21 protein-coding genes are annotated in these 26,288 nt (G+C 34.1%); 14 read left to right on the top strand and 7 right to left on the bottom strand.

All coding sequences use genetic code 11. The features are described from left to right. Positions 1-54: 54 nt before the first annotated feature. From rpmB to J2W48_RS12735, 5 genes are all read left to right on the top strand, one after another. Complete coding sequence (gene rpmB, locus J2W48_RS12755; RefSeq protein WP_007805815.1) at positions 55-291, top strand: 50S ribosomal protein L28; 237 nt, start codon at positions 55-57, stop codon at positions 289-291. A 27-nt stretch (positions 292-318) separates the two neighbouring features. Continuing rightward, complete coding sequence (gene rpmG / locus J2W48_RS12750) at positions 319-501, top strand: 50S ribosomal protein L33 (RefSeq protein WP_007805817.1); 183 nt, start codon at positions 319-321, stop codon at positions 499-501. Between the two features lie 68 nt (positions 502-569). Further along, positions 570-722, top strand: coding sequence for a DUF4295 domain-containing protein (locus tag J2W48_RS12745; protein ID WP_072961632.1), 153 nt, complete (start codon positions 570-572; stop codon positions 720-722). Positions 723-988: 266 nt separating this feature from the next. Beyond that, positions 989-1,942, top strand: coding sequence for a signal recognition particle-docking protein FtsY (gene ftsY, locus J2W48_RS12740; protein ID WP_310281912.1), 954 nt, complete (start codon positions 989-991; stop codon positions 1,940-1,942). 240 nt (positions 1,943-2,182) lie between these two features. After that, complete coding sequence (locus tag J2W48_RS12735; protein ID WP_310281910.1) at positions 2,183-2,809, top strand: zinc-dependent metalloprotease family protein; 627 nt, start codon at positions 2,183-2,185, stop codon at positions 2,807-2,809. A 3-nt stretch (positions 2,810-2,812) separates the two neighbouring features. On the opposite strand, the gene J2W48_RS12730 is transcribed toward J2W48_RS12735, so the two are convergent. Continuing rightward, positions 2,813-3,880, bottom strand: a complete 1,068-nt coding sequence (locus J2W48_RS12730; RefSeq protein ID WP_310281908.1) for a serine hydrolase domain-containing protein — start codon at positions 3,878-3,880, stop codon at positions 2,813-2,815. Between the two features lie 225 nt (positions 3,881-4,105). Here J2W48_RS12730 and J2W48_RS12725 point away from each other — a divergent pair, with 225 nt between their 5' ends. Beyond that, on the top strand, positions 4,106-4,546 hold the full coding sequence (locus tag J2W48_RS12725) for a hypothetical protein (RefSeq protein WP_310281906.1): 441 nt from the start codon (positions 4,106-4,108) through the stop codon (positions 4,544-4,546). Then, positions 4,527-4,823 carry a DciA family protein gene (locus J2W48_RS12720; RefSeq protein WP_310281904.1) on the top strand — a complete coding sequence of 99 codons (297 nt, stop codon included), beginning with the start codon at positions 4,527-4,529 and terminating at the stop codon, positions 4,821-4,823. The genes J2W48_RS12725 and J2W48_RS12720 overlap by 20 nt, the downstream gene beginning before the upstream one ends. Positions 4,824-4,993: 170 nt before the next feature. On the opposite strand, the gene J2W48_RS12715 is transcribed toward J2W48_RS12720, so the two are convergent. From J2W48_RS12715 to bshC, 3 genes are all read right to left on the bottom strand, one after another. Next, on the bottom strand, positions 4,994-5,413 hold the full coding sequence (locus J2W48_RS12715) for a nucleoside-diphosphate kinase (protein WP_035640013.1): 420 nt from the start codon (positions 5,411-5,413) through the stop codon (positions 4,994-4,996). A 225-nt stretch (positions 5,414-5,638) separates the two neighbouring features. Beyond that, entirely contained in the window at positions 5,639-6,910 is a 1,272-nt protein-coding gene (locus J2W48_RS12710) for an acyltransferase family protein (protein ID WP_310281902.1), read from the bottom strand. A gap of 116 nt (positions 6,911-7,026) precedes the next feature. Beyond that, entirely contained in the window at positions 7,027-8,616 is a 1,590-nt protein-coding gene (bshC, locus tag J2W48_RS12705) for a bacillithiol biosynthesis cysteine-adding enzyme BshC (RefSeq protein ID WP_310281901.1), read from the bottom strand. A gap of 262 nt (positions 8,617-8,878) precedes the next feature. Here bshC and J2W48_RS12700 point away from each other — a divergent pair, with 262 nt between their 5' ends. The 5 genes from J2W48_RS12700 to J2W48_RS12680 all read left to right on the top strand — a co-directional run bounded on the left by J2W48_RS12700 (position 8,879) and on the right by J2W48_RS12680 (position 14,059). After that, positions 8,879-10,156 carry an MFS transporter gene (locus J2W48_RS12700; protein ID WP_310281899.1) on the top strand — a complete coding sequence of 426 codons (1,278 nt, stop codon included), beginning with the start codon at positions 8,879-8,881 and terminating at the stop codon, positions 10,154-10,156. 476 nt (positions 10,157-10,632) lie between these two features. Then, positions 10,633-11,412 (top strand): hypothetical protein, encoded by a 780-nt coding sequence (locus J2W48_RS12695; protein ID WP_310281897.1) that lies wholly within the window; start codon positions 10,633-10,635, stop codon positions 11,410-11,412. 6 nt (positions 11,413-11,418) lie between these two features. Next, positions 11,419-12,810, top strand: a complete 1,392-nt coding sequence (locus tag J2W48_RS12690; protein WP_310281895.1) for an RtcB family protein — start codon at positions 11,419-11,421, stop codon at positions 12,808-12,810. Positions 12,811-12,812: 2 nt separating this feature from the next. Next, complete coding sequence (gene prfH, locus J2W48_RS12685; protein WP_310281893.1) at positions 12,813-13,502, top strand: peptide chain release factor H; 690 nt, start codon at positions 12,813-12,815, stop codon at positions 13,500-13,502. A gap of 32 nt (positions 13,503-13,534) precedes the next feature. Next, positions 13,535-14,059, top strand: coding sequence for a tetratricopeptide repeat protein (locus J2W48_RS12680; RefSeq protein ID WP_310281891.1), 525 nt, complete (start codon positions 13,535-13,537; stop codon positions 14,057-14,059). A 45-nt stretch (positions 14,060-14,104) separates the two neighbouring features. Here J2W48_RS12680 and J2W48_RS12675 read toward each other — a convergent pair whose 3' ends face one another. Continuing rightward, entirely contained in the window at positions 14,105-21,337 is a 7,233-nt protein-coding gene (locus J2W48_RS12675) for a T9SS type B sorting domain-containing protein (protein WP_310281889.1), read from the bottom strand. 188 nt (positions 21,338-21,525) lie between these two features. On the opposite strand from J2W48_RS12675, the gene J2W48_RS12670 reads away from it, so the two are divergent. Next, positions 21,526-23,712: a B12-binding domain-containing radical SAM protein gene (locus J2W48_RS12670; protein WP_310281887.1), complete on the top strand. Its 2,187-nt coding sequence runs from the start codon at positions 21,526-21,528 to the stop codon at positions 23,710-23,712. Here the strand turns inward: J2W48_RS12670 and J2W48_RS12665 are convergent. Next, positions 23,707-24,405: a response regulator transcription factor gene (locus J2W48_RS12665; RefSeq protein ID WP_310281885.1), complete on the bottom strand. Its 699-nt coding sequence runs from the start codon at positions 24,403-24,405 to the stop codon at positions 23,707-23,709. The genes J2W48_RS12670 and J2W48_RS12665 overlap by 6 nt on opposite strands. Next, complete coding sequence (locus J2W48_RS12660; protein ID WP_310281884.1) at positions 24,392-25,660, bottom strand: sensor histidine kinase; 1,269 nt, start codon at positions 25,658-25,660, stop codon at positions 24,392-24,394. Before J2W48_RS12660 ends, J2W48_RS12665 begins: the two co-directional genes overlap by 14 nt. Before the next feature lie 163 nt (positions 25,661-25,823). Here J2W48_RS12660 and J2W48_RS12655 point away from each other — a divergent pair, with 163 nt between their 5' ends. Beyond that, positions 25,824-26,237 (top strand): DUF1573 domain-containing protein, encoded by a 414-nt coding sequence (locus J2W48_RS12655; RefSeq protein ID WP_310281883.1) that lies wholly within the window; start codon positions 25,824-25,826, stop codon positions 26,235-26,237. Positions 26,238-26,288 lie beyond the last annotated feature (51 nt).

Genomic DNA, 26,288 nt, shown 5'->3' with positions numbered 1-26,288 from the left:
TTATTTTTCTTTTCTTTGCACCCTGATTTTGAATAACGATAAAAGATAAGTATAATGTCAAGAGTTTGTGACCTTACAGGTAAAAGAGCGATGGTAGGAAATAACGTTTCTCACGCTATGAACAAAACTAAGAGAAAATTTTCTGTAAACTTAGTTAAAAAGCGTTTTTATCTTCCAGAAGAAGATAGATGGATTACTCTTAGAGTAGCAGCATCTACGATAAAAACAATTAATAAAAATGGAATTTCTGCAGTTTTGAAAAAAGCGCAGTCAGAAGGATTTATCAAATAATCTTTTCCTAAATAAATATATAGCAAGATGGCAAAGAAAGGTAATAGAATCCAGGTAATTTTAGAATGTACTGAGCACAAGACTACTGGTGTTGCAGGGACTTCAAGATACATCACAACAAAGAACAAAAAAAATACTCCGGACAGATTAGAGATTAAAAAATTTAATCCAATCCTGAAACGTGTAACTGTTCACAAAGAAATTAAGTAATAATTAGAGGTTTGATAAATCTCAGATGGTAACATTTGTTTTTTATTAATTTCAATAACATTTGAATCATGGCAAAGAAAACCGTAGCATCGTTACAAACAGCTTCTAAGAGATTATCAAAAGCCATCAAAATGGTAAAATCTCCTAAAACTGGTGCATATACATTTGTAGAGTCTATTATGGCTCCTGAAGAAGTTGATACTTTCTTGAAAAAGAAATAATAACAATCACATTATATAGAAAAGCTACTTTCACTCCGAAAGTAGCTTTTTTATTTTTATATTTGTCTAAAATTTAGAGAAGCACAACAATTGGCTTTTTTTAAACAGGATTCCCGCCATTCGCTATATCTTTGCCCGCCTAAAGACAGGCAAAGGATACCACTGTTGTCGGGGCTAGTTTAAAACAAGTGGTCTTCTTTTTAAGCTTTCAGGTTTCGGATTGTTTAAAAATCTAAGAAGCCTACAATCTAATTAATCTAAAAAAAATGAGTTTTTTTAAAAAATTATTTTCTACTGATAAAAAAGAGACTTTAGACAAAGGTCTTGAACAATCAAAAACTACTTTCTTTTCAAAATTAAGCAAAGCCGTTGCCGGAAAATCTAAAGTCGATGACGATGTTCTGGATAATCTGGAAGAAATTCTGGTAGCTTCAGATGTGGGAGTAAACACTACCTTAAAAATCATTACCCGAATTGAGAAACGTGTTGCTGAAGATAAATATTTAGGTACAGACGAATTAAACCAAATTCTTCGTGACGAGATTGGCGCATTATTATCTGAAACCAATAGAGGTGAAGCAACCGAATTTGAAATTCCGAAAGATAAAAAACCTTATGTTTTAATGGTTGTGGGAGTCAATGGTGTTGGAAAAACAACTACTATTGGTAAACTTGCTTATCAGTTTAAAAAAGCAGGTTATAAAGTGGTTTTGGGAGCTGCGGATACTTTTCGTGCTGCAGCAATCGATCAGTTACAGGTTTGGGCTGACCGGGTTGATGTGCCAATTGTAAGACAAAACATGGGAAGCGATCCCGCTTCTGTCGCTTTTGATACCTTGCAGTCTGCTGTTGCACAAGATGCAGATATCGTAATTATTGACACGGCAGGACGTTTGCATAATAAAATCAATTTGATGAACGAACTTACAAAAGTAAAACGCGTCATGCAGAAAGTTGTTGCCGATGCACCTCATGATGTACTTTTGGTTTTAGACGGTTCTACAGGGCAAAATGCTTTTGAACAGGCCAAACAATTTACTGCGGCTACTGAAGTAACGTCACTTGCTGTGACTAAATTAGATGGCACTGCAAAAGGCGGTGTTGTTATTGGTATTTCAGACCAGTTTCAGATTCCGGTGAAGTACATTGGTATTGGCGAAGGAATTGAAGATTTGCAGGTCTTTAATAAATATGAATTTGTAGATAGTTTCTTTAAATAAAATTAATAATGAGTTTTTCTTCTTTAAAAAATATATCGCCTCTTGCTTTTTATTTCGGTAGCGTTGTTTGTTTCGTTTTAGCTAATGTTTTAAGGGATAACAGCTTGTCTTTTTATTATATTTTACTAGTTCTGGGAGTCGTTCTCTTTTTTATGGGCATCCTGGCCAGATTGCGTACCAAAAGGTAATTGGTTTACAACAACTTTAAGTATTAATTTTCTATTTTCATGTTAAGATAAAATGAATCATAACTTTTTTATAAGAGATTATATTCTTGTATTAATTTTTATCTTAAGTTCTTGTACAAAAAAGAAAAATGAAAATAATAAAGAAAATCCAAACAAAGTTCAGAAGGTAATAGTTATTCAGCCATTAGGCGATTTTAAATTAACTCAGGCCAAAGAAGTTCTGTCTCAAATCAAGAGAGTCAATTCAGATGTTGTTTTAAGACAAAATATTTCCTTTCCGGAAAATTCATTCTACAAACCCAGAAATAGATCTCGAGCTGATAGTATTATAAAAAGCCTTCGTTATCATATTGGTTCTGACTCGGTAATTGTCGGGCTGTCGAATTATGACATAAGTACAACTAAGGATGGAATTAAAGATTGGGGTGTAATGGGTTTGGGATATAGACCAGGAACAGCTTGTGTCGTTTCGGATTTTAGGCTATCCACTAAAAATAAAAATGAGCAGTTTTATAAATTAGTTTCGCACGAACTGGGACATACTGCTGGTTTGTCTCATTGCAAAACAGAAGTCTGTTTGATGAGAGATGCAAAAGGAGGAAATCCTTTTAATCAGGAAAAAGAATTCTGTAGTCATTGTAATTTTTTTTTAAAAAGCAAAGGCTGGAAATTGATTTGAGTTTTATAAATTATACAAGTCATTAATTTTTTCCCATAAAACTTTATCAAAGTCTGATAATGCAAGATTAACATTGTCTGCTGCATCTCCCATTCTGATGACTACCATATTTTTGCTGGGAACAACATATATTTTTTGGTCATTTTTACCCAATGCCATAAACATATCATTTGGCGCTGTTGGAATAATGCTTCCAGGAAAAGTAAGTTGTGATTGTGGTAAATGAAAAGTTGATTTTCCGTTTAGCCACCACAAATAGCCGTATCCTAAATTAATGTTTTGTGAAGTGGTTGTGGCTTCAGTACAATAGGCTTCGTTTAAAATTTGAGTGTTTTCCCATTTCCCTTTATTGAGTATTAATAATCCAAAGCGAGCCATGCTTCTGGAAGTACTGGTGTAAACACTGTTATTGCCAATTTGTACCCAGTTGCCATTCATGCCAGTTTTGTCTCTTAATTTGGTATTGAAATAATTATTCCAGGTTTGTCCGCTTACTTGGGCTACTACATCCTGAAGTTTTACATACACATTATGATACGCCCAACGTGTTCCGGCATCGGCTTTGTAAATTAAGCTGGCAGGGTCAACATCATCGGTGGTATCATCAAGTCCGGATGTCATGGTCAGCAAATGTCTGCAGGTAATCAGGTTTTCTTTTGCCAGGGGTTCGCTTGTCCAGCCAGTACCTATGTATTGCGAGACTTTGTTATTGATGTTTAGCAGATTTTCCTGTTGAGCAATGCCAGTAATCGTTGCTGTTAATGTTTTGCCGGCACTTGCCCAATACCAGTTCGTAGATGCAGCATGTCCGTTGAAGTAATTTTCTAAAACTATTCGGCCATTGATCAATATGATGAAAGATTTAGAATGTTTAAGTTCCAGATAATCTAAAAGAGGCTGTACTGCATCTTGGTTCCATTTTAAGTCATTTATAGATTGTGTTTCCCAAGTAGTTCCGGTTAATGGTGGAAAATACATAGTTGGTGTGGGAGCAGGCTTCGCGTTGTTGTCTTCTTTACTGCATCCAATACATAGTATGAGTATCAGTATTTTGCAAATTGTTTTGGTCACTTTTTTTGGTTTGGAGTTTGACCAAAAATAGATAAAATAGTTTAAAGGGTATTGTAAATTTTTATTTCTTATGAAATTTATAAGCTTAACTTTGTAGCTCACTAAATTTTCTTTTAAAAACTGGAATTCTAGCCCTGATAGAAGCGGCATCCTTTTTATCCGCTTTTTTGCGGATGAAAAGATATAGCGGATAGCAGGAGTCAGCTCCTTATAATACCGTTACTTATGAAAAAAACTTTTATGATTTTGGTTTTGTCGCTTTTGTTTGTAAGTTGTAAACAAGAAATAAAACCGGAGGATATTGCAAAATTGAATGGTTATTGGGAAATTGAAAAAGTGGTTTTTGATAAAGGAGAAGAGAAGGTGTACGGTATGAATGAAAACTTTGATTATTTTCAGATTAAGGGAACTAAAGGAACGCGAACTAAGGTGATGGCGCAGTTAGACGGGACCTTTTTGACGACAGATACTTTTGAGAATGTTTCAGTTAGATTTACGGATAAAGGAATTTTTCTGGATTATAAAACCGATTATGCGAAGTGGAGCGAGGAATTGATTTCAATTTCGGACGATGTGTTTACAGTTAAGAATGACCAAAATAAAGAATATCATTATAAAAAGGCAGGACCAATAAATTTATTAGAAGATGGCAAAAAGACTAAATAATCAAAGCACGATTGGGGCAGTTTTGCAACAGATAATTCAGGTGAATAAACTGCAGCCCGGAATGGATCAGATTGATGTAAAAGAGGCGTGGAGGCAATTGATGGGAAATGGAGTAAATACATATACCAAAAATGTAGTTTTAAAAGGTAGTACGCTGTACGTTGAACTTGGGTCGGCCGTTTTAAGAGAAGAATTGAGCCACGGAAGAACTAAAATTGTCAAGATGATTAATGAAGAATTAGGCAGAGAAGTGGTTAAGGATGTGGTCTTAAGATAGTGGTCAGTATTCAGTTTTCAGTCCCGATCTTAGTCGCAGTCTCAGTTTTCAGCCACAGTTTTTTAATCTAAGTCTAATCTATTTATAAGTAAAAAGTCCCGTTTCAATTGAAGCGGGACTTTTTTTGTGCGATACAGTTACTGAAAACTGAGACTGAGACTGAAAACTAACTAAAACTGCTCTCTTCCTGCAAAATGAAATGCACTTTCGATAGCTGCATTTTCATCACTATCAGAACCGTGAACTGCATTTTCTCCAATAGAAGTTGCGTATGCTTTACGAATAGTTCCTTCAGCTGCTTCAGCTGGATTTGTAGCTCCAATTAAAGTTCTGAAATCTTCTACTGCGTTTTCTTTTTCTAAAATTGCAGCAACAATTGGCCCGCGAGACATGAATTCAACTAATTCTCCGTAGAAAGGCCTTGCAGCGTGAACTGCGTAAAATGCCTGAGCATCTGCTACAGTTAATTGAGTTAATTTTAATGAAACGATTTTGAAACCTCCATTAGTAATCATTGCTAAAATATTCCCGATGTGCCCGTTTGCAACAGCATCCGGCTTAATCATTGTAAAAGTTCTATTTGTTGCCATTTTCTTGCGAATTTTAAATTTTTGTGCAAAAGTAGACTTTTTTATGGATTGATTTTAATAATTCCATAATTAAAACACGACAGAATGATGTTTTTGATTAAGAAAAATTTTTCTAAACCATATAAGTGATATAAGTTCATTAAATAGCTTTGCGTGAAAAATATTCCCGACAAATTATGCTGTTTTCTAAAATGAACTTATATCACTTATGTGGTGAAATATTTTTTATACTTTGAAGATCAATTTGTTTTTGTAGAATATCCATAAAATAAACGTCCAGATGCCAACATAAATCAAAGCTCCAGCCAATGAGGCTGTCATTGGATTGCTGAAAAATGGTGCAATTCCAAAGCTGTACAGGTAATCTAAAAGGTTGATGTGCTGTTCAGGATTTTGCGGGTTTTTAAACTGAATCATTACCAATGCCTGCGGAATAATCTGTGAAGTAAAAAATACAATCATTGGGTTTACTCCCCAGATTAAAAAAGGTTTAAAACCTTTTTTATAATCGGCAATATCGATAATGTAATATAAAATGGCTAAAGTAGCGGTAGCTAATCCAGTAGTGTATAAAACATAACTGCTTGTCCAGAGTGATTTGTTGATTGGGAAAATGATGTGCCAAAGTAACCCACCGATAATTAATGCTACTCCCACAATTGCTATTTTTTGTGCTTTTTTAGTTTTTGGGAAGTTTTGCTGTAATAGCTGACCAATCAATAGACCAATTATTCCGTTTACTATTGATGGAATTGTACTTAAAATGCCTTCCGGATCCCATGTTACGGTACCACTGTACATATGTCCTTCCAGCAAAATGCTGTCTAACCATGAAGCCAGATTAGTTCCTTTTTCAAGATTAGCAGCTTCAATTCCCGGAACAGGAATCAGGGTCATTAAAACCCAATATCCTAATAATAGAATAACTCCTGCGAGGATTTGTGTTTTTTGAGAAGTCTTTAAATACAATAAGGAAACCACAAAATACACAATAGCAATTCGTTGTAAAACTCCGGGAAGTCGTACATCCTGATATGCTTCGATACCACTATATGCTAAAAAAAGGTAGATGAACAGAATTGAAAAAGCCAGAATATTTTTGACTTTTGGGCTAAAACTCCCCATTAAGGCATATCCAACTGCTATGGTAATGGCTAATCTCCCAATAAGAAGCGGGATTCCGTCAAGGCCAAATAACTGAATTTTTCCAAAAAAATTGAAGAAAATTCCCAGACACAGCATTCGTAACGAGCGGACTAAAATTTTATTGAAAGTGGTATTGTCATAAAATTTATCCGGCATGGCAAGCGGAACGGCAACACCCATAATAAAAATAAAAAAAGGAAAGACTAAATCGGTTGGGGTGCATCCGTGCCAATCGGCGTGTAATAAGGGTGTATAAACATGGCCCCAGTCTCCCGGGTTGTTTACAATAGTCATCAATAAAATAGTGAGTCCTCTAAAGACATCCAATGAAATCAAGCGCTCTCTGGTCATAGTTTTGGTAAATAGGTTAATTTATTTTCTTAATTCTATTTGGTTTAGAGAGGCAATAATCCTGAGAAGGAAAGTGGTTATTTATTTCTCAGAATTACTACTTTAATATTTGTGTTTTAAATCGTTATTATATTAAAATTCATTTCTAATGGCTTTAGTTTCTGCAATAAAAGTGGCACTAACAGCTCTCCTTTTTCAAGATAAAATTCCGAAAAGTTGCTTTGACGTTCTTGTAAGCTTTTGTTCGGAAACAATTCACTTTGTAAATCTGTCACACGCTGTAATTGATCATGCAGTTTTCTTTTTTGTGCTTTCAATAAGCGTTTTTCTAAATTTTCAAGACCTTTTGTCTGTTTAATTTCCTGTGCTTTTACAGCTCCTGAAAAAGATTTATCTGTTTGATCTGCTAATTCGTAAAGATATTCAAATTGTGTTTTCAAAGCTTCTTTTTGAGGAGTTAAATCAATTTGAAAATCTGAAATCTTATGTGTTACAGTATTTATTAAATTTTCCTGTTTAGTAAAAAGGTCTTTCCAGGTTAAATTTAACTGCTTTGCTTTTTTGACTTGTTTCTCTGTTGCCAAAAGAACTGAATTACGAACCAGAAGCATTGGGAAAGTAATATTTACTTCTTGAAAAAAGGATTTTAATTCCAGCCAATACGCAATTTCCCCGCCTCCGCCAATGTAGCATAAATTGGGTAAAATAACTTCCTGATAAAGCGGCCGCATAATTACGTTGGGACTGAATTTCTCCGGATTACTTTCTAATAATTTTAGAATTTCTTCTTTTGAAAATGAGATTTTAGTGTTATTCACGAAATATTTATCGTTTTCAAAAAGGATTCGCTCTCGCAGATTATCTTCTATATAAAACAAATTGATTTCGCGTGGATTTACCTGAACGGTATAATCATTAAATTGTTCAATTGTTTTTTGAACAGCGTTATAGGAAGTCTGATTTTCAAGTTCCTCTTTTACAAACGGAATAAAAGCTCGCTTTAAATCCGCTTCATCTGCATCAATAATAACCAAACCGTAATTTTCAAATAAACTATTGGCTAAAAAGCGAGTCGCATCGGCAAGATTTTTATGTTTTAAATAAGCCTCATCAAATAGCTTTTTTAGAACACTGGCATTGGTACTTGAACCTAATTCTTTGGAATAGATTTCGAAAAATTCTTCTAAACCTTCTGTAGAAAGTCTTCCAACAGGACCATTACTTTCTTTATGCCATCTGAATTTTTTTCCTTTAAAATTAAAGTAATTTATCTCTTCAAAATCATGATCTTCCGTAGCCATCCAGTAAATTGGGACAAAATTATACGTTGGATATTTTGATTTTAATTCTTTGGCCAGGTTAATCGTGGAAATAATTTTATATAGAAAATACAATGGGCCGCTAAACAAGTTTAATTGATGCCCGGTTGTGATTGTAAAAGTGCATTCATGCGCTAAAAGCTCGATATTTTGTTTGACAGTATCTGAAACTTCAATATTTTGATATTGCTTTTTTAAAGTCTGAACCAATGGAATCCGGTTCGTATTATCAAAATTAGATTGTTTCTCAATGATTTGTTTTTCAAAGTTTTCCAGTGTTGGAAAATGATTGTACAGCGGTTTTAATTCTGGTATCTGATCTAAATAATCTTGTATTAATTTAGAGAAATATCCTGAGGTTTGATAGCTGATACAGTCTGTAGGCATAATTTATAATTTATTTTTGACAGCAGTAAATTTAATGAAAATATACAGTTAAAAACGGTTTTAACGATTGCTTATGATTTGATTTTTGTTTTTGTATTTAAAAACTTTATAATCAGCTTTTTAGTTTTATGAAGTTGTGTAACATTGAAAATTTATGAAATTTGTTAAAAAATATAAGTGTTATGAAACTAATCATTCTAAAGCTGAATTATTAATAATGAAATTCTATTTTTGCAGCTAAAAAGTTATAACTATATTTTACATGAAGACTAAATCGAATCAGGAGAATTCCTTAAAACATGTTCTTTTTGGCAGCTTAATTGGTACCACAATTGAATTTTTTGATTTTTACATTTATGCCAATGCGGCGGTATTGGTTTTTCCACAATTATTTTTTCCGGGAACAAGCAGTACCAATTCTACTTTGGAATCTTTGGCAACTTTTTCGATAGCTTTTCTATCAAGGCCTTTGGGTTCGGCTGTTTTTGGACATTATGGAGATAAAATAGGCCGTAAAGTTACTCTCGTAGTCGCCTTATTAACCATGGGAATATCAACTATAGCGATTGGTTTTTTACCGGGTTATGCAAGTATCGGGATTGCAGCACCAATTTTACTGATGCTCTGCCGATTTGGACAGGGAGTTGGTTTAGGAGGAGAATGGGGAGGCGCTGTTTTATTAGCAATTGAAAATGCCCCGCCTCATAAACGTGCCTGGTACGGAATGTTTCCGCAATTGGGCGCGCCCATAGGTTTGTTACTTTCAGGAGGTACTTTTTTGATTTTAACAGACACGATGACCAGCGAAGATTTTATGGATTATGGCTGGAGAATTCCGTTTATAGCGAGTTCACTTTTAGTACTTGTTGGATTTTATATTCGCCTAAAAATTGCCGAAACTCCGGCTTTCGAAAATTCTAAAATAGAACAGAAAGAAGTTAAAGTTCCGTTTTTTACCTTGCTGAAATCGTACAAAAATCAATTGATTTTTGGAACTCTGTCTGCCATTACCACCTTTTTAGTTTTTTATTTGATGACTGTTTTTACACTTAGCTGGGCTACTTCTGATTTAGGATTTACCAAAAGAGATGCTTTGTTGACCCAATTGTTATCGGTCTTGTTTTTTGGCATTTTTATTCCGATTTCCGCTTTGGTTGCCGATAAAATCGGGCGTCGAAAAATATTAATTATTACTACGGCTGCCATTGCTGTTTTCGGATTTTTCTTTTCCTATTTTCTTAATTCAGGAAACCCTGTTTTAGTTACTGCTTTTGTTTGTATCGGAATGTCTTTAATGGGTTTTACTTATGGTCCGTTGGGAACATTTTTATCAGAGCTGTTTCCAACCACTGTTCGTTATTCAGGTGCTTCATTAACTTTTAATCTGGCGGGAATTTTAGGCGCTGCGTTTGCACCTATGATTGCAATTTGGCTGGCAAGCACTTACGGATTAAATTATGTGGGTTTTTATCTGACTAGTGCTGCTGTTATTTCATTAGTTTCATTTTTAGTGATATCTAAAAAAGTACATCAGTTTTAATATTTAACAAGATGATTTATGAGGTAACGAACCATTCGTAGCCTCTTTTTTAATAATTTTTCAGATTACGTAATTTTAATTTCTGTTTTAAATTATTGATTTTAAGGTTGTTAATAATATTTTAAGAAAATTTTATGATTTAATTTGTTTATTAAAAAAATAATTCACAAAATTTGCATCAGAAAATAAATAATTAACTATTAACAACGAAGACAATGTTTGTATTAAACCTTACCTCTCAAAACATCGCATCAGGATCAGATTCTGTTGACATGTGTCTTCGTGGCTTTTCTCAATCATAGCAAATCAATTTTAGATATATGAATAAGCCCGAAGGAAACTAACTTTCGGGCTTTTTTTATTCTAGACACTTCAAAAATTCCCGATTACAAGAACTTTTATTTATCTGTTTCAGATAAAAATGCTATTGCCTTATATTTTCAATATTGGCACGAAGAAATTATTAATTTTTTAAAATGTACAATTATCTTTTAGATGATTGCATAAACTGTAGTCGTTTAAAATCCAAAAGAAAGAAAAAACAATTAGCTAAAAAAGATTTTGAAAAGGAATTAATTCAGTTATCTAAACTTGAAAAAGAACTTTGGAAAAAGCATCGTGCCTTACCATTATTGCCTTTAGTAACACCTTATCAAAAAGGTTGGGAACGTTATTTTGTTTTAAGAGAAGATGTAGCCAAATCAAACGATGCGGTATTTTACAATGTGTTGCTGGAAAAAATAAATACAATTCAATACGCTTCCGATAAATCTTTTAAAAATAAGAAAAGAAAGAAAGGGATGGATGTGTATAATGATAGAAGGCAAGCTGTAAAAGACTTTTTGGAATACGAATGGTTATGTCCAAAGCTAGAATTAACTGATAAGGAACAAACACATTTTTATAAAGTAGGGCGTTGGTCACCCAACGGGAAATCTTATAGAACTTATTATGTGTTTGAGGAGCCATGGCGTTTTGTTTTAAGGGTAAGACCAAATATGATAACACATACTAAAATGGTTGATGCTGATTTGGAAAGCGAGATTGCTAATCTGAGGAATTATCTAACGAACAATTTTCTGCGTTATTCAATGTTGAAAATCGTGTATGGTCGCGTAAAACACAGAAGATGGAAAGAAAAAGACATCTTGAAGTATCAAAATCCTTTGACTAATAAGCCAATTCATACGTTGATGTATGAATTTAATGAAGAAAAAGAAAATTTAAATAGAGAGTTGTTAAACTCTGAAAGATAAAAAATAATGGGAAATAAATTATCCGGAAAAGACCTGATTAAAATAGGCTTTCCAAAAAATAATAGTATCAATATAGCTTTAGGGCAAATAAACAGATACCGAAAACGAGAAAAAAAAGAAAGTATTTTAACCGAAGCCAAAGATGTTTTACTGTTTCCTGAAAAATTTACGGGACACGGAACCTGGGGAAAAGTTGCGGAAGGATTAGTAAATCCGGTACAGGTGAGAATGCATCAGCTTAATAATACAAGAGCACCTTTCTCCATATTTGGAGAAAATGAAATCGATGAGCAGGCAAAGTATCAATTATATGATGCCTTAAAATTGCCAATTTCAATTGCCGGTGCTTTAATGCCGGATGCACATTCAGGTTATGGATTACCAATTGGAGGTGTGCTGGCGACAGATAATGTTGTAATTCCGTATGGTGTAGGTGTAGACATCGGCTGCCGAATGAGTTTATCAATTTTTGATATTCCTGCCTCTTTTTTTAAAGGAAAAGACCATCAGCTGGAAGCTATTTTAAAAGACAATACCAAGTTTGGAATGTATGAAACCCATACAATACGTGCAGATCATGAGGTGTTTAGCCGAAGTGAGTTTCAGGATATTCCGCTTATAAAAAGTCTGTTAGGAAAAGCATACAAACAACTGGGAACTTCCGGTGGAGGAAATCATTTTGTAGAATTTGGAATTGCAAAAATCACCAATCCGCTTAATGAATGGAAAATTGGTATTGGTGAATATTTTGCTGTGCTTTCGCATAGTGGTTCAAGAGGTTTGGGTGCCAATATTGCAAAACATTATACGTATCTGGCAACCAAACAATGTCCGTTGCCTAAAAATGTACAGCATCTGGCATGGCTCGATTTGAATACACATGATGGTCAGGAATACTGGATGGCTATGAATTTGGCCGGTGATTATGCAAAAGCCTGCCATGATGATATTCATCGCCGAATTGCAAAAGCCATTGGTAAACGGGTTGTTGTGACAATCGAAAATCACCACAATTTTGCATGGAAAGAAATGGTAAACGGCAAGGAAGCCATTGTTCACCGAAAAGGAGCAACTCCTGCAAATGAAGGGGAGCTGGGAATTATTCCCGGTTCAATGACCGCCCCGGGATTCATTGTTCAGGGAAAAGGAAATGCCGAGAGTTTAAATTCTGCTTCTCATGGTGCCGGGCGATTGTTTTCCCGTAGAAAATGCAAAGAATCCTTTACTCAAAGCGAGATCAAAAAAGTGCTAAAAGCAAACGAAGTGACTTTAATTGGCGGTAATATCGATGAAGCACCAATGGCGTATAAAGACATTAATAAAGTAATGGCAAACCAAACGGAACTGGTGGATGTGTTAGGCACATTTACACCAAAAATCGTTAGAATGGACAGATAATTATGGAAAAAATAATTCAAATAACATCTGGTCGCGGCCCGGCAGAATGTAGCTGGGTCGTGGCTCAGGTGCTGAAAACTTTTCTGGAAGAGGCAAATGACAATAAAATAAAAACAACTTTGCTCCAGAGAGAAACAGGAATTGAAAACGGAACCGTAGAAACGGCAACAATTTTACTGCAAAGTGATAATCTGAGTGAATTTGTAAATTCATGGATTGGAACTATTCAATGGATTGGACAGAGTCAGTTTAGGAAATTTCATAAACGTAAAAATTGGTTTATCGGAATTTTTGAAGTTGATAAAGCAACAACGACCGAAATTGCAGAAAAGGATATTCAATATCAGGCCATGCGGAGTTCCGGAGCCGGAGGACAACACGTGAATAAAGTAAGTTCGGCCGTTAGGGCGACTCATGTTTCTACGGGAATTAGTGTGGTTGCTATGGATTCACGTTCACAGCATCAGAATAAAAAACTGGCAACCGAAAGATTACTGCAGAAATTTAAAGATGAAACCGTCAAACAATTCAAAGCCGAATTTCAGTCGCAATGGATGAATCAATTGCAGATTCAAAGGGGTAATCCGATTCGGGTTTTTCAGGGTTCAGATTTTAAAAAATACAAACAAGTAAAAAATTACAAACAGGAAAGGCAAAGATTAAAAAGAGAAGATTATTTCGATAATGAATGATTCCTGATTTGCATTTCCAAACAAAACAAATTATGAAAACAGTAGATAAATATCTTTTTCAGGCTTTGGACAGTTATCCTTATTCGTTGGAGGAAACCATCGAATCATTGGATTATGCCTTGTCTTATGATGATAAAAATACCATGGCATTATGCTTATATGGTCAGGTCTTTTCTGATCAGTTATTGAAATTTGAAGAAGCCAAAGAGTATTTTCAAAAGGCGCTTTCGATTAATATTCATGCTTTAGAAGTATATCCTTTTTATATTCATACCTTAATTTTGAATGAGGATTACGAAGAAGCATCAAAACTGATTGATTTTGCATTAACTATCAAAGGAATCAATAAAATAGAAATTCTTTTGAAGAAAGTGATTCTTTTAGAAAGTCAGCAGGAGTTTAAGAAAGCTTTGAAAGTGATTAAAAAGGTAAAACTTTCAACAATCAATACTTCTTATGATTACATTATAGAAGAAACAGAAAAAAGGCTCAACAAAAAATGCAATGGTGATTCAAAAAAAGACAGGCAGAATAAGAAGAATAAGAAGAACAAGTAAAAAGAAAGGATGTCATAACTGACATCCTTTCTTCGTTTTAAAGTTTTATCGTTTCAGGCTAAAATGGCCTCTATATTCAGTTCCATTAAATCGGGTAACGGTAAACCAATAATCGGAAGCAGGTTCATCCTGTCCGATGTATGTTCCGTCCCAGGCAGTATTTACAGATAATTCTTTAAGGAATTTGCCATATCGATCAAAGATTCGAATTCCGGTATTAGGCTTTAAATAAGCAAAATCAATTGTCCAGGTATCATTATAACCATCATTATTTGGTGTGAAGAATTTTGGAAATGGAAGTTCATCAACAAAATTGATACAATCACCAGTTGTAGCTTCAAGAATATTTATTGAAATAGAAATTCTGTCGCTTTCGCAATTATTTATAGTTTGAGAAGCATAATAGGTACTTCCATTTTCAAGTAAAGCTGATTCAGATAAACCAACAGAAGAAGATATGCTTTCAAACCATTTTATATTTTCTCCAGTAATATTAATATCGCTAATTTTTGCATTTTTTTGAATGCAGAATGTTTGTGGAGAATCAGCAATTGGAATTTGGGTATCCTGAATTTTTACAATAATGGGAAGTCTTTCACTTTCGCAATTGTTTAATGTTTGTGTAACGTAATATACACCATTTTGAAGTAAAGTTGTTTGGGATAATATATTTCCATTGGTTGCCGCATCATACCATTTTACAGATGTTCCTAAAATGTTCAAAGTGGCAATGGTTGCATTTTCATCAATACAAAATTGTTGGTTACGATTTCCAGTTGGTGATGCTGTATCGTATATTCTAATCAAAACAGGTGTTCTGTCACTTTCACAGCCTACAGTTTGGGAAGCATAATAGGTTCTGTTGTTTTCCAGTAAAGTAGTATTGGGTAAAGTGGCCACTGCAATATTTGTATCGTGCCATTTTATATTTTGTCCTGATATTTGAATATTACTCAGTTTTGCATTTTCATTTTTACAGAATGATTGATTTAGATTTCCTGTTGGGGCAGAAGGTGTATTTACGATTGAAACGGTAACTCCAAATCTTTCGCTTTCACAACCGCTGATAGTTTGTGTTACAAAATACGTTTTACCATTTTGAAGATTGGTTGTGTTGGATACTAAGGAACCATTATTTAATGCATCATACCATTTTATTTGATCTCCTGTGATTTGAATATTGGCTACTGTGGGATTTTGCATCGAACAAAAAGGCTGATTTGTATTTCCTGTTGGAAGAGGAGTATTTTGAATGTTTATTGTTACAGGAATTCTTTCACTTTCGCAACCATTGATAGTTTGAGAAGCGTAATAAGTGATGCCGTTTTGTATCAGGATGGTATTAGCAAGAAGATTTCCATTGGTCAAAACATCATACCATTTTATATTTTGTCCCGTGATGGTAATTGAATTTAAAGTCGCATTTTGTTGAATACAGAAAGTTTGAGGGTTTGTTAAAGTAGGTTTTTGAGTAAAATTTGTAAAAGGAATTATGGTAACTGTGGTCGCATTTGAAACACATCCATCATTATTTTTTACCTTAATAAAATAGTTTTTTGGGTCAAGGTTTGATTGACCTGCATTTGTAGTCCAACTAACACCATTATCGAAACTATATTCTGGCGCAGTACTGGTAATTGTAATAGCACCTTTAAGATTATTACAATCGGGCTGAATAGTTGTGAATGTAGGATTGTCAGGATAATCTGTTGGAGGATTAATGGCTATAGATGATGGAGCAGATTCGCAACCGCTACTATTTTTAACACGAACCAGATAGGTTCCGGCGATTAAATTTCCTGAATTTGGATTGGTCGAATAATTTGTACCATTATCAAAACTGTATTGGTAAGCCGTACTTGTAATGAAAATTGTGCCAAAGGGATTACTGCAACTAATAGGTTGAGAAACATTTAAAGTTGGAGATGAAGGAGCGTTTGGTGGTGTATTAATGGTAGCTTTATAGGCAACAGAAGCGCAACCATTTGTATACTTTATTCGGATAAAATAATTTCCTGGTGATACACTAGCAGTATTGCTGATATTCCAGGTAGCACCATCATCAAAACTATATAGATTAGCAACAGTAGAAACCATAATACTGCCTTTAGCTGAACTACAACCTATTGGGTCTGTGACTACAACTTGTGGTGCTTCAGGAATTGTAGGAGCAGTATCTATAGTGACGGGTGTGCCAAGAGAAATACAACCCGTATTATATTTAATTACTAAATTATAGGTTCCTGGTGATAAATTAGATTTTGTATTGGATGTCCCAAATGTGATTCCGTTATCAAAACTGTAAAAATCGGCTACGGTATCAATGGAAATTGATCCTGTAAAATTGGTACAATTTGGTTGAATTACTTTGTAGGCAGGAGCTGGAAGTGCTGATAATGGTGAAATAGTGATTGAAGCAGCATCTGAAACACAACCCGCTAAATTTTTAATTTTTATGAAATAAATTCCTGGGGAAAGATCTGTTTTTGTATTAGAAAAAACATAGGTTAATCCATTATCATAACTATAAGTTGCAGCATTTGTAGTAATCGTAATAGCACCTTTTGATGAGCTACAGTTGGGTTGGGTTGCAGTAAAAGCAGGTGCCGCAATTGTGGTACCGGAACTCAAATTCACTGCAGTTGTTAGTGATTCGCAACTATATGAATTTGTTTTGATTTTAACAATGTAAGTACCAGCTCCTATATTTATTTTTGTTGGGCTTGTTGTCCAGCTGTTTCCGTCATTGAAACTATAACTTATGGCTGGTGTTGTTATGGTGATACTGCCATCAGTGGCCCCGCAAGAAGAAGGTTGAACTATCTTTGCAGTGGGTGCTGCAGGAATTGCAGGAGGAGTATAAATATAAGAATAAGCGCTGTATGAAGTACAACCTGAAGTGTTTTTTATTAATACATTATAAGAACCACCAGCTAAATTTTTCTTTACTGGATTAGTAGTCCAGGTTGTTCCTCCATCAAAACTGTATTGATCTGCGGTAGAATTTATTATTATAGTTCCGGTAGGAGTACTGCAAGTGGCCTGAATGGTGGTTATATTTGGCGAGGGTAAGTAATATTCATTTATGTAGAAATATTGTGAGTTTGATTTACAACCCGTTGCATTTTTAATTAGGACAGTATAAGATGCCGATGTAGGATTTAGTAAAATGGGATTAGTAGTCCAGGTGGTGCCTCCGTCAAAACTATATTTGTCAGCAGGAGTAGTGACGGTAATACTTCCTCCATTTCCGCAGCTGGGTTGTACCACTTTTATATTTGGGTTGGGAAGATAATAAGGATTGATATATATCGATACATAATTAGATTTACAGCCAGCTGCATTTTTTATCATAATGGTGTAATAGCCAGAAGTAAGTCCGGAAAGAACTGGGTTTGTAGTCCAGGTATAGCCATTGTCAAAGCTATAAGAAGTTGCAACTGTTGCAATAGTAATACTTCCATTGATGCCACAACTTGGTTGAATTATTGTAAAATCCGGGTTTGGTAAATAATATTGTTGTAAGGTAGCGTATACACCATATGTATAAGATGTGCACCCAGAAGTATTTTTTATTACTAAATAATAAGAGCCTGGATTTAGATTAGTAAATACTGGATTGACACTCCAGGTATTTCCTCCGTCTATACTGTATTGTGCTTCAGTTGAAGTAAAGGTTATGCTTCCTCCCTTTCCGCAAGTGGGTTGTGTTGTTGTAAAAGTAGGAACAGGGAGATAAAATTCTTGAAGCAATACTGAGTTATAGTTAGAAATACAACCTTGGTTATTTTTGATTCTTGGGGAATAATATCCTGGTAAAAGATTTGAAAAAAGAGGATTTGTCCCCCAATTTGTACCGTCGATACTGTAAAAATCAGCTTTAGTAGTGATTTTAATGCTGCCTTTTGTTCCGCATGTTGGTTGAACTATGGTAAGATTGGGCTGTGCCAAATTCAAGTTATCCATATAAATTTGAATGATATTGGACGTACAATTCGCTTTTTTTATCATTAAATAGTAATACCCTTGCTTTAAATTATTAAAAGTATTACTTGTACCCCATGTTGCACCATAATCTATACTATAATAATCTGCAATGGTGTTGAATGTAATATTGCCAATATTTCCACAACTTGGGTTGGTAACGGTATAATCTGGATTAGGAAGTTTTGGGTCGTTTATAGAAACACTTACATAGTTAGAAATACATCCTAAATTGTTTTTTATTGCTAGGTTATAGTATTCATAAGAATTCAGATTTGATTTGGAAGGAGAAGTTCCCCAGGTATAGCCTCCATCAAAACTATAAAAAGCGGCAACTGTATTTATTGTAATGCTACCCGAGGTCGTACAAGTGGGCTGAACAACAGTATAATTAGGGGAATCTATATTTGGATTATTTAAATAAACACTATTTGCATAAGAGATACAACCAATACTATTTTTTACAATTATTGAATAAACACCAGGAGGCAATGATTTTGAATTGAGAGTTGTCCAGGTTGCACCATTATCAAAACTATAAAAATCGGATAATGAGTTGATAGTGATTTTCCCGTTTACACCACAAGTTGGCTGTTCCACGCTAATAACTGGCAAATTCAGGTAAGGCTGATATAAATTAGCATAATTAGCAGAGCTGATACATCCCGCACCGTTTTTTACCTTTATTTGATAGTTTCCAAAAGGTAAAATTTTAACGTTATTACTAGTCCAGGTTACTCCATTATCAAAACTGTACAAATCTGCTATTGTAGTAATAGTAATACTTCCATCTCTTCCGCAAACAGGTTGCTCTGTAGTATATTCAGGATAGGAATATTCAAAATCATTTAAATAAACATAAGTATAATTGGAAGTGCAGCCTAAAGCATTTTTAATCCCTAAAGAATAGCTTCCTGTGTTTAAATTGCCCATTTTGTTGCTTGTAACCCATGTGCTTCCTCCATCAAAAGTATAAAAATCCGAAACTGTATTAATGGTAATACTTCCTTTTATAGTACAAGCAGGCTGTGTCGTAGTATAAGTTGGAATCTCTAGCGTATTACTGCTAAGGAGTACATTGTTGGCAGAAGAAATACAGCCTTGTAAATCTTTGGTACGAATTTTATAATTTCCGGGCAAAAGACTGGTAGCAGTAGAATTATTGCCCCAAGTTACACCATCATCAAAACTATAGTATGTAGCTGGAGTTGTAATGGTGATGCTGCCAGTATCTCCGCAAAATAAAGGATTGTTGTAATTGTAATTTGGATACGAAGTAGAAGCAGCTGTGATAGTTACACTTTGAGAATAGGAAGTACATCCATTTATTGTCTTTATTTTTACTAAATAGTTACCTGGATACAAATTACTCTTTGTGCTGTTTGTGCTCCAGGTTACACCATCATCAAAACTATATTGTGATGCCGTTGAAGTTATTTTTATTGTTCCTGTGGAAGCAAAACAAGAGGGTTGCGTAATCTGCAAGACAGGAGATACAGCAGTTTGGCTCGGTTCGATAGTAACACTTGCATCGCTACTGCATCCAAAAGAATCAGTAACAGTAACAGAATAATTTCCTAACGAAGTTACCGTAATACTTTGTGAGGTCTCTCCTGTACTCCATAGATATGAAGATCCTGGAGAAGCTGTCAATACAGTGCTTCCTGAGCAAACATTTAGAATACCTGAAATATTTGCCGTGGGATTTCTTACCTCTAAACTGGCAGAAATTATTTTGTAACAAGTTGCATCCTTACTCACCCTGACAAAAATAGAAGCACTTGAACTTGGATAATTTGTAAAATTAGCGATAGCATTCAAGTTGGCCCCTGCCTCGTTGTAATTTTTGAAATAACTAAAATTTAAACCCGTAGTAGAAGATACCACTAAAGAATTTAATTTGGACAAATCAAAATTTTCACTTCCGTCATGATTAGCATCACATTGAGATATTTTTGCATTGGTTACATTAATATTACAACTTGAAGTACAATTCAAAAAAGAAATATCCCATCCGGGATTTGCGTCAGGATCTATGGCAGAATTAAATGTAGTTCCTGTACAAGAGGTTCCGGAAATATCATAATCTACCTGTACTCCTACATTGTAATTTGCATTGGTACTATTTGGAAAATTAGTGGCATTCAGTGTGAAACAAAACTTTTTATTTGTTGTGTCTATGCTTGAGGTAGTTGATGTAGTATAGACAGAAACGTTATTGCTGTTGTAAATAGTTAAAGTAATTTTTTTTACTGTTGCAGAAATTCCTCCAGAATTAGGAACAGTATAAGTGCCACACACTGAAATCGGTAAACCAGGACAAACTTTATTCAAAGGATCAAGCTCTACAGAACCTTGAAAATTCTCTGAGGAATGTAATAAGCAAATATCATCAACATACATATACCCAAAATGCCCACCCAATCCACATCTTGAAGCCATAAATTCAACGGTAAATTCTTCATTATTTGGGATTGATGAAATGTCCAAAAATCCAGATTGCCAATTGGTAGTGTATAAGGTAACATAATAAGAATCTTGACTCGGAACTTTGGAGAAAATGCAGTTTTTTTCATCTCCTACCAAACAAAATTCATTTACAACTACTTTATTTTTATCTAAAATCCTTGCTTTTACAAATGCCTGATTATCAGCATGGCTGTCGTCATATACGCTTTGTAATACAGCTTTGTAGTTAAATTTCAGATAATTTTCATTATTTGTTTTAAACCTTTTACTTTGAACAATAGAACCATAAGTAGATGAGTTTTCATGATTAATTTTAAGGGCATATTGATCAAATGCTTTAATATCTCCTATATATGGGTCAACCAAATTTGCTGTAACACCAGTTGCCATAATGTCCATATTATTAGGGTTATAACGATTGATGTATGAATCGGCGGTATTGGTGATTGAACGGCATTGTGTTGGGCCAGGAGGATCGCCTATTGTGTAAAGAAAATTCTTAAGATAACTACTTCCGTCTATATTTTCATATTGCTCAAAACCTCCATTAGTACACATTTCTACTGCTTGAAGTATAGCTTCTGTTTTTGAAGTCAAATTTCCCTTTTTCGAATTCAGATTTACTTTTTTCAAATTCAGGATTTCTGCTTTCACTTTTTCTTCCCTAATTTTTAAAAATTGTTTTTGCTGTTCCAAATTTTGAATTAAATGGCCATTTTTATCTTCTAATAAAAAATTATTGGACGAATTTGGATTGATTTCTTGTGAAAAAACAAAAACACATTGGAGAAATACAATAAATGAGAGAGTAATTTTAAGTTTCATTAAGAAAATTTTGTAGGCAAATGTAATTAAAAAACTAAGTTTTAAATAAAAAAAAAGTGTTTTGTAAGTTTTTATATTAAAAAAATAAAAACCTGATATATTTCATGTTTTTAGCCCAATAATTAGGAGTTATTTCTTTTGTCAAATAATACTAAATATCCCGTATTTTTGCAGAAAATAATACCGCCTTGAATACAAAGCTTTTCGTCATAACTCCTCCATTTACCCAACTGAATACTCCGTATCCGGCAACAGCGTATATAAAAGGTTTTTTGAATACCAAAAATATCGAATCCGTTCAGGCTGATTTGGGTATTGATGTAATATTAGAATTGTTTTCGAAAAAAGGATTGCAAGATTTATTTGAATCCGGCAACCAGCAACCAACAACTGACAACTGTAAAAGAATTTTCGCTTTACAGGACGAATACATCAAAACAATTGATCCTGTCATTCAGTTTTTGCAGGGAAAAAATCCAACTTTGGCATTGCAAATCTGTCAGGAAGACTTTCTGCCGGAAGCTTCTCGTTTTGTACAGTTAGAAGAACTTGACTGGGCTTTCGGAACTATGGGAACGCAGGATAAAGCAAAACATTTAGCCACTTTGTATCTAGAAGATATTTCGGATTTTATTGTGGAATGTGTTGATGAAAATTTTGGCTTTAGCCGATATGCAGAACGTTTAGGAAGGAGCGCTAACTCTTTTGACGAATTGTATGAAGCTTTGCAACAGGAACCTACATATATTGATTCGATTTTGATTTCTCTTTTGAAAGAAAAGATTGAAGCTGTAAAACCTACTTTATTTTTAATTTCTGTTCCGTTTCCCGGGAATTTATATAGTGCGTTTCGATCTGCACAATGGGTTAAACAACATCATCCGGAAATAAAGATTTCGATGGGCGGAGGTTTCCCGAATACCGAATTGCGTTCGCTTTCAGACGCACGAGTTTTTGAATTCTTCGATTTTATTACTTTGGATGATGGCGAAGTTCCAATTGAAGAATTAATTGCCAGTATTGAAAATCCGGAACATCAATCTTACAAAAGGACTTTTTTGTTAGAAAACGGAAAGGTTATTTACAAGAACAATTCCTTAAAAAACGATTATAAACAAGCATTTGTTGGAACTCCGGATTATTCTGATCTGTCTTTGGATAAATATATTTCGGTAATCGAAATCGTAAATCCGATGCACCGAATGTGGAGTGATGGACGTTGGAATAAACTAACAATGGCGCATGGCTGTTATTGGGGTAAGTGTACTTTTTGCGATATTTCATTAGATTATATAAAAGTTTATGAACCTGTTGCAGCCAACTTATTGTGCGACCGTATGGAAGAAATGATACTGCAAACCGGTCAGAATGGTTTTCATTTTGTCGATGAAGCAGCTCCTCCGGCATTAATGAGAGCCTTGGCACTTGAAATTTTAAAACGAAAACTTGCCGTAACGTGGTGGACAAATATCCGTTTTGAGAAAAGTTTTTCCAAAGATCTATGTTTGTTACTAAAAGCGTCCGGCTGTATTGCAGTTTCAGGAGGATTAGAAGTCGCTTCAGACCGATTATTAAAATTGATCGATAAAGGCGTAACGGTGGAGCAAGTTGCAAAAGTAACCAGCAATTTTACCGAAGCCGGAATCATGGTTCATGCTTATTTGATGTATGGATATCCAACTCAGACTATTCAGGAAACGGTTGACAGCCTTGAAATGGTGCGTCAGTTATTTGAAGCAGGAATTCTGCAATCGGGTTTTTGGCATCAGTTTGCGATGACGGCTCATAGCCCGGTTGGTTTGTATCCGGAGAAATTTGGCGTAAAAAAAGTAACGGAAGTCATTGGAACTTTTGCCAATAATGATATTGATTATACTGATTCTACCGGAATCAATCACGATAAATTTAGTTTTGGATTAAAAAAATCACTTTTTAATTTCATGCACGGAATCTGTTTTGACTATGAATTGCAGGATTGGTTTGACTTTAAAATTCCGAAAACCAAAATAGATCCCGATTTTATTTTTAATGCCCTTGACCAAGGAAATGATTTTAATACAAAACCCAATGCAAAAGTGGTTTGGCTAGGAGGGAAGCCTTCGGTAGAGCATTTTACAAAATCCAAAAAAGGACAAACCTGGGAAATGATGACTTTTACTTTTCATGATAAAAAAGAAAGTTTCAACATTCAGACCAATAAAAAGGAAGGTGAATGGCTGATCGAAATTTTGAAAAAAATTACCATTTCAAACGCAAAAAACTATACTTTTCAGGAAATAAAAAATGATTTTGAAATTAGTTTAGATGATTTTGAATTGTTCTGGTATTCTAAGCCAGTCAATACCTTGCGCGGGTTTGGATTGTTGGTTTTATAAACTTTCAATGCTAAAACGAAAACCAATGCCGTGTAAATTCTCAATCGAAATTCCTTTTTCGTTGACCAGAATTTTACGTAATCGGGAAATAAAAACATCCAGGCTTCGTCCCGTAAAATAATCGTCATTTCCCCACAGCGATGTTAATATTTGCTCTCTTTTTAAAACGCTGTTTTTATTGTCAAGAAATAATTTCAAAAGTTCAGCTTCGCGCTGTGTAAGACCAATTTTTTCATTTTCATTGAAGAGAAAGAAATTTTGAGTATCGAATTGATACTTTCCAATTTCATAAATTGTTTTTTGTATTGAGGTTGAGGTAATTTTTTGTGAACGTTTGAGGAAAATTTCTATTTTTAAAAGTAACTCTTCAATACTGAAGGGCTTAACTAAATAATCATCAGCACCCAGGCGCAATCCTTTTAGTCTGTCTTCTTTTAAGGTCTTGGCAGAAAGAAAAATGATCGGAATATTGGTATTGCTTTTTCTGATTTCAGTTGCCAATTCAAAACCATCCATTTTTGGCATCATGATATCCAGAATACAAATATCGAAATGGTCATTCTTAAAAGATTCCAATCCTGATTTCCCGTCAGAACAATGAACTACTTCATAATTATTCTGTTCCAGATTATCTTTTGTTAAAAATGCCAAAGTTTCATCGTCTTCGGCATAAAGAATTTTACTTTTTATCATTTTTATAAGGGATTTCCAGTGTTATCGTGATACCTTTTTGTAAGTTATTTGCTGCTGAAATTTTCCAATTATGTAAATCACAAATCTTTTTTACATAATATAATCCAAGCCCAAAACCATTTACTTCGTTGCTTTTTTCGTTTTGTACACGGTAAAATTTATCAAAAATAAATGAAATGTTTTTTGTAGATATTCCGATACCATTATCAATAAATTTCAATTTTAAAGCAGAATTATCTACAGTTATTCTTACTGTGATTTCAGGATTTGTATCGCAATATTTTACAGCATTATCCAGTAAATTATAGATTAGATTAGTAAAATGAAAAACATCTGTGTCAATTTTATAATCTTCTGAAGTCTCAATTTTTATTTTTGCTTCAGGATATTTCAATACAATATTTTCAATTGTTTCTTCAATCAAGGGAACAATTGAAACCGGTTCTTTTTTTAGCTCCAATGTTGTATAATCAGATTTGGCAATATTCAGGATTTTTTCAATATGATGATTTAACTTATGTCCCTGATTGATAATGATAGTAGTGTAAGTATGCAGCTTTTTGTCGTCTTTAATAGAATTCTGCTCACTTAAGTATTTTGAAGCAATTAAAATTGAAGACAAAGGTGTTTTAAATTCATGCGTCATGTTATTAATAAAATCACGTTGTAATTCGGAATACTTTTTTTGCTGTAAAAGTGTAAAAATCGAATAAACATAAATCAGTAAAATAAGAATCAGAACGATGGAAAGCACAAACCAAAAACGCATCGAACTAAATAAATAGCTCGTTTCATTTGGAAAACGGACAGCAAAATAATAAATCAGGTTTTTGTGTTTTGGGAAATAAACAGATTGTTTTACTTTTCCTTTTTGAGATAATGAAATGTAGTTTCCATAAACCATTTCGTCGCTTTGGCAATTGTACATGGCGTATTCAAAATCTGTAGTGATATTCATTTTTTTGAATTCCGTTTTCAGATAAAACTCCAGAATATCAGGTTCAAAATCATTATCAATATTGACGATGTAATAATCATTGGCAATTTTCTGCACCGGATTTTGTGCCGGCAATTCATGATTAGTGCCTTCATATAATTTTTTGACAACTTCAAGTAAGGCTATGTGTGTTTTCTGACTGAATTTTTTCTGTTCCAGGGTGAATGCTTCTCTTGTCCATAGCAATTGTGCGACCAATATGCCAATAATGGCTATTAATCCCAGGATAATGATGCTGTTGAGTTTATTTATTTTCAAGAAAAACGGTTTTTAGAAAGTGTAATATTAGTCAAATTTTAAATTAAAAACACCAGTTAACAAGTCATTAACAAACATTTGAAACCGCTTAACAGGGAATTGTTTTTATCTGTATTACTTTTGAAATATAAAATTGAACCATTACCAATTAAATAAATATACTATGAAAAGTTTTAAAATTTCGATGTTGGCATTAGCCTTGGGATTAATGTCATTCTCAGCAATTGCACCGGTAGAGGCATTAACTTCAAATTCAACAACTGTAGTTACTGAATCAACTGTTGTATGGAAAGCTGAAAGCATAGATGTGGGACAAATTCCACAAGGAACACCAAAAGCTATTGTTTTTGAATTTAAAAATACGGGAAAAACGGCAGTTGTTATTACCAATGTAAAAGGTTCATGTGGCTGTACAGCAACAGATTATACTAAAGAGCCAATTCTTCCAGGCAAATCTGCAAAAGTTACGGCAACTTATAACGCAGCCAATAAAGGAGCTTTTACTAAAACCGTTACAGTTACAACAAGTGCTGAAACTACTCCAAAAATCCTTACTTTAAAAGGTACTGTTATCTAAAATAAAGGTTGATTATTATAAAGGTGAAAAACTCCGGTCATGTTAAATGAC

The sequence above is a fragment of the Flavobacterium piscis genome, assembly GCF_031457575.1.
GTDB lineage: Bacteria > Bacteroidota > Bacteroidia > Flavobacteriales > Flavobacteriaceae > Flavobacterium > Flavobacterium piscis_A.
This window is presented reverse-complemented; position numbering and strand designations above follow the sequence as displayed.

What these genes read in the sequence shown, in the direction of transcription:
- rpmB (WP_007805815.1), top strand. Translation starts at nt 55, where the DNA reads ATGTCAAGAGTTTGTGACCTTACAGGTAAAAGAGCGATGGTAGGAAAT.
- rpmG (WP_007805817.1), top strand. Translation starts at nt 319, where the DNA reads ATGGCAAAGAAAGGTAATAGAATCCAGGTAATTTTAGAATGTACTGAG.
- J2W48_RS12745 (WP_072961632.1), top strand. Translation starts at nt 570, where the DNA reads ATGGCAAAGAAAACCGTAGCATCGTTACAAACAGCTTCTAAGAGATTA.
- ftsY (WP_310281912.1), top strand. Translation starts at nt 989, where the DNA reads ATGAGTTTTTTTAAAAAATTATTTTCTACTGATAAAAAAGAGACTTTA.
- J2W48_RS12735 (WP_310281910.1), top strand. Translation starts at nt 2,183, where the DNA reads ATGAATCATAACTTTTTTATAAGAGATTATATTCTTGTATTAATTTTT.
- J2W48_RS12725 (WP_310281906.1), top strand. Translation starts at nt 4,106, where the DNA reads ATGAAAAAAACTTTTATGATTTTGGTTTTGTCGCTTTTGTTTGTAAGT.
- J2W48_RS12720 (WP_310281904.1), top strand. Translation starts at nt 4,527, where the DNA reads ATGGCAAAAAGACTAAATAATCAAAGCACGATTGGGGCAGTTTTGCAA.
- J2W48_RS12715 (WP_035640013.1), bottom strand. Translation starts at nt 5,413, where the DNA reads ATGGCAACAAATAGAACTTTTACAATGATTAAGCCGGATGCTGTTGCA.
- J2W48_RS12710 (WP_310281902.1), bottom strand. Translation starts at nt 6,910, where the DNA reads ATGACCAGAGAGCGCTTGATTTCATTGGATGTCTTTAGAGGACTCACT.
- bshC (WP_310281901.1), bottom strand. Translation starts at nt 8,616, where the DNA reads ATGCCTACAGACTGTATCAGCTATCAAACCTCAGGATATTTCTCTAAA.
- J2W48_RS12700 (WP_310281899.1), top strand. Translation starts at nt 8,879, where the DNA reads ATGAAGACTAAATCGAATCAGGAGAATTCCTTAAAACATGTTCTTTTT.
- J2W48_RS12695 (WP_310281897.1), top strand. Translation starts at nt 10,633, where the DNA reads ATGTACAATTATCTTTTAGATGATTGCATAAACTGTAGTCGTTTAAAA.
- J2W48_RS12690 (WP_310281895.1), top strand. Translation starts at nt 11,419, where the DNA reads ATGGGAAATAAATTATCCGGAAAAGACCTGATTAAAATAGGCTTTCCA.
- prfH (WP_310281893.1), top strand. Translation starts at nt 12,813, where the DNA reads ATGGAAAAAATAATTCAAATAACATCTGGTCGCGGCCCGGCAGAATGT.
- J2W48_RS12680 (WP_310281891.1), top strand. Translation starts at nt 13,535, where the DNA reads ATGAAAACAGTAGATAAATATCTTTTTCAGGCTTTGGACAGTTATCCT.
- J2W48_RS12675 (WP_310281889.1), bottom strand. Translation starts at nt 21,337, where the DNA reads ATGAAACTTAAAATTACTCTCTCATTTATTGTATTTCTCCAATGTGTT.
- J2W48_RS12665 (WP_310281885.1), bottom strand. Translation starts at nt 24,405, where the DNA reads ATGATAAAAAGTAAAATTCTTTATGCCGAAGACGATGAAACTTTGGCA.
- J2W48_RS12655 (WP_310281883.1), top strand. Translation starts at nt 25,824, where the DNA reads ATGAAAAGTTTTAAAATTTCGATGTTGGCATTAGCCTTGGGATTAATG.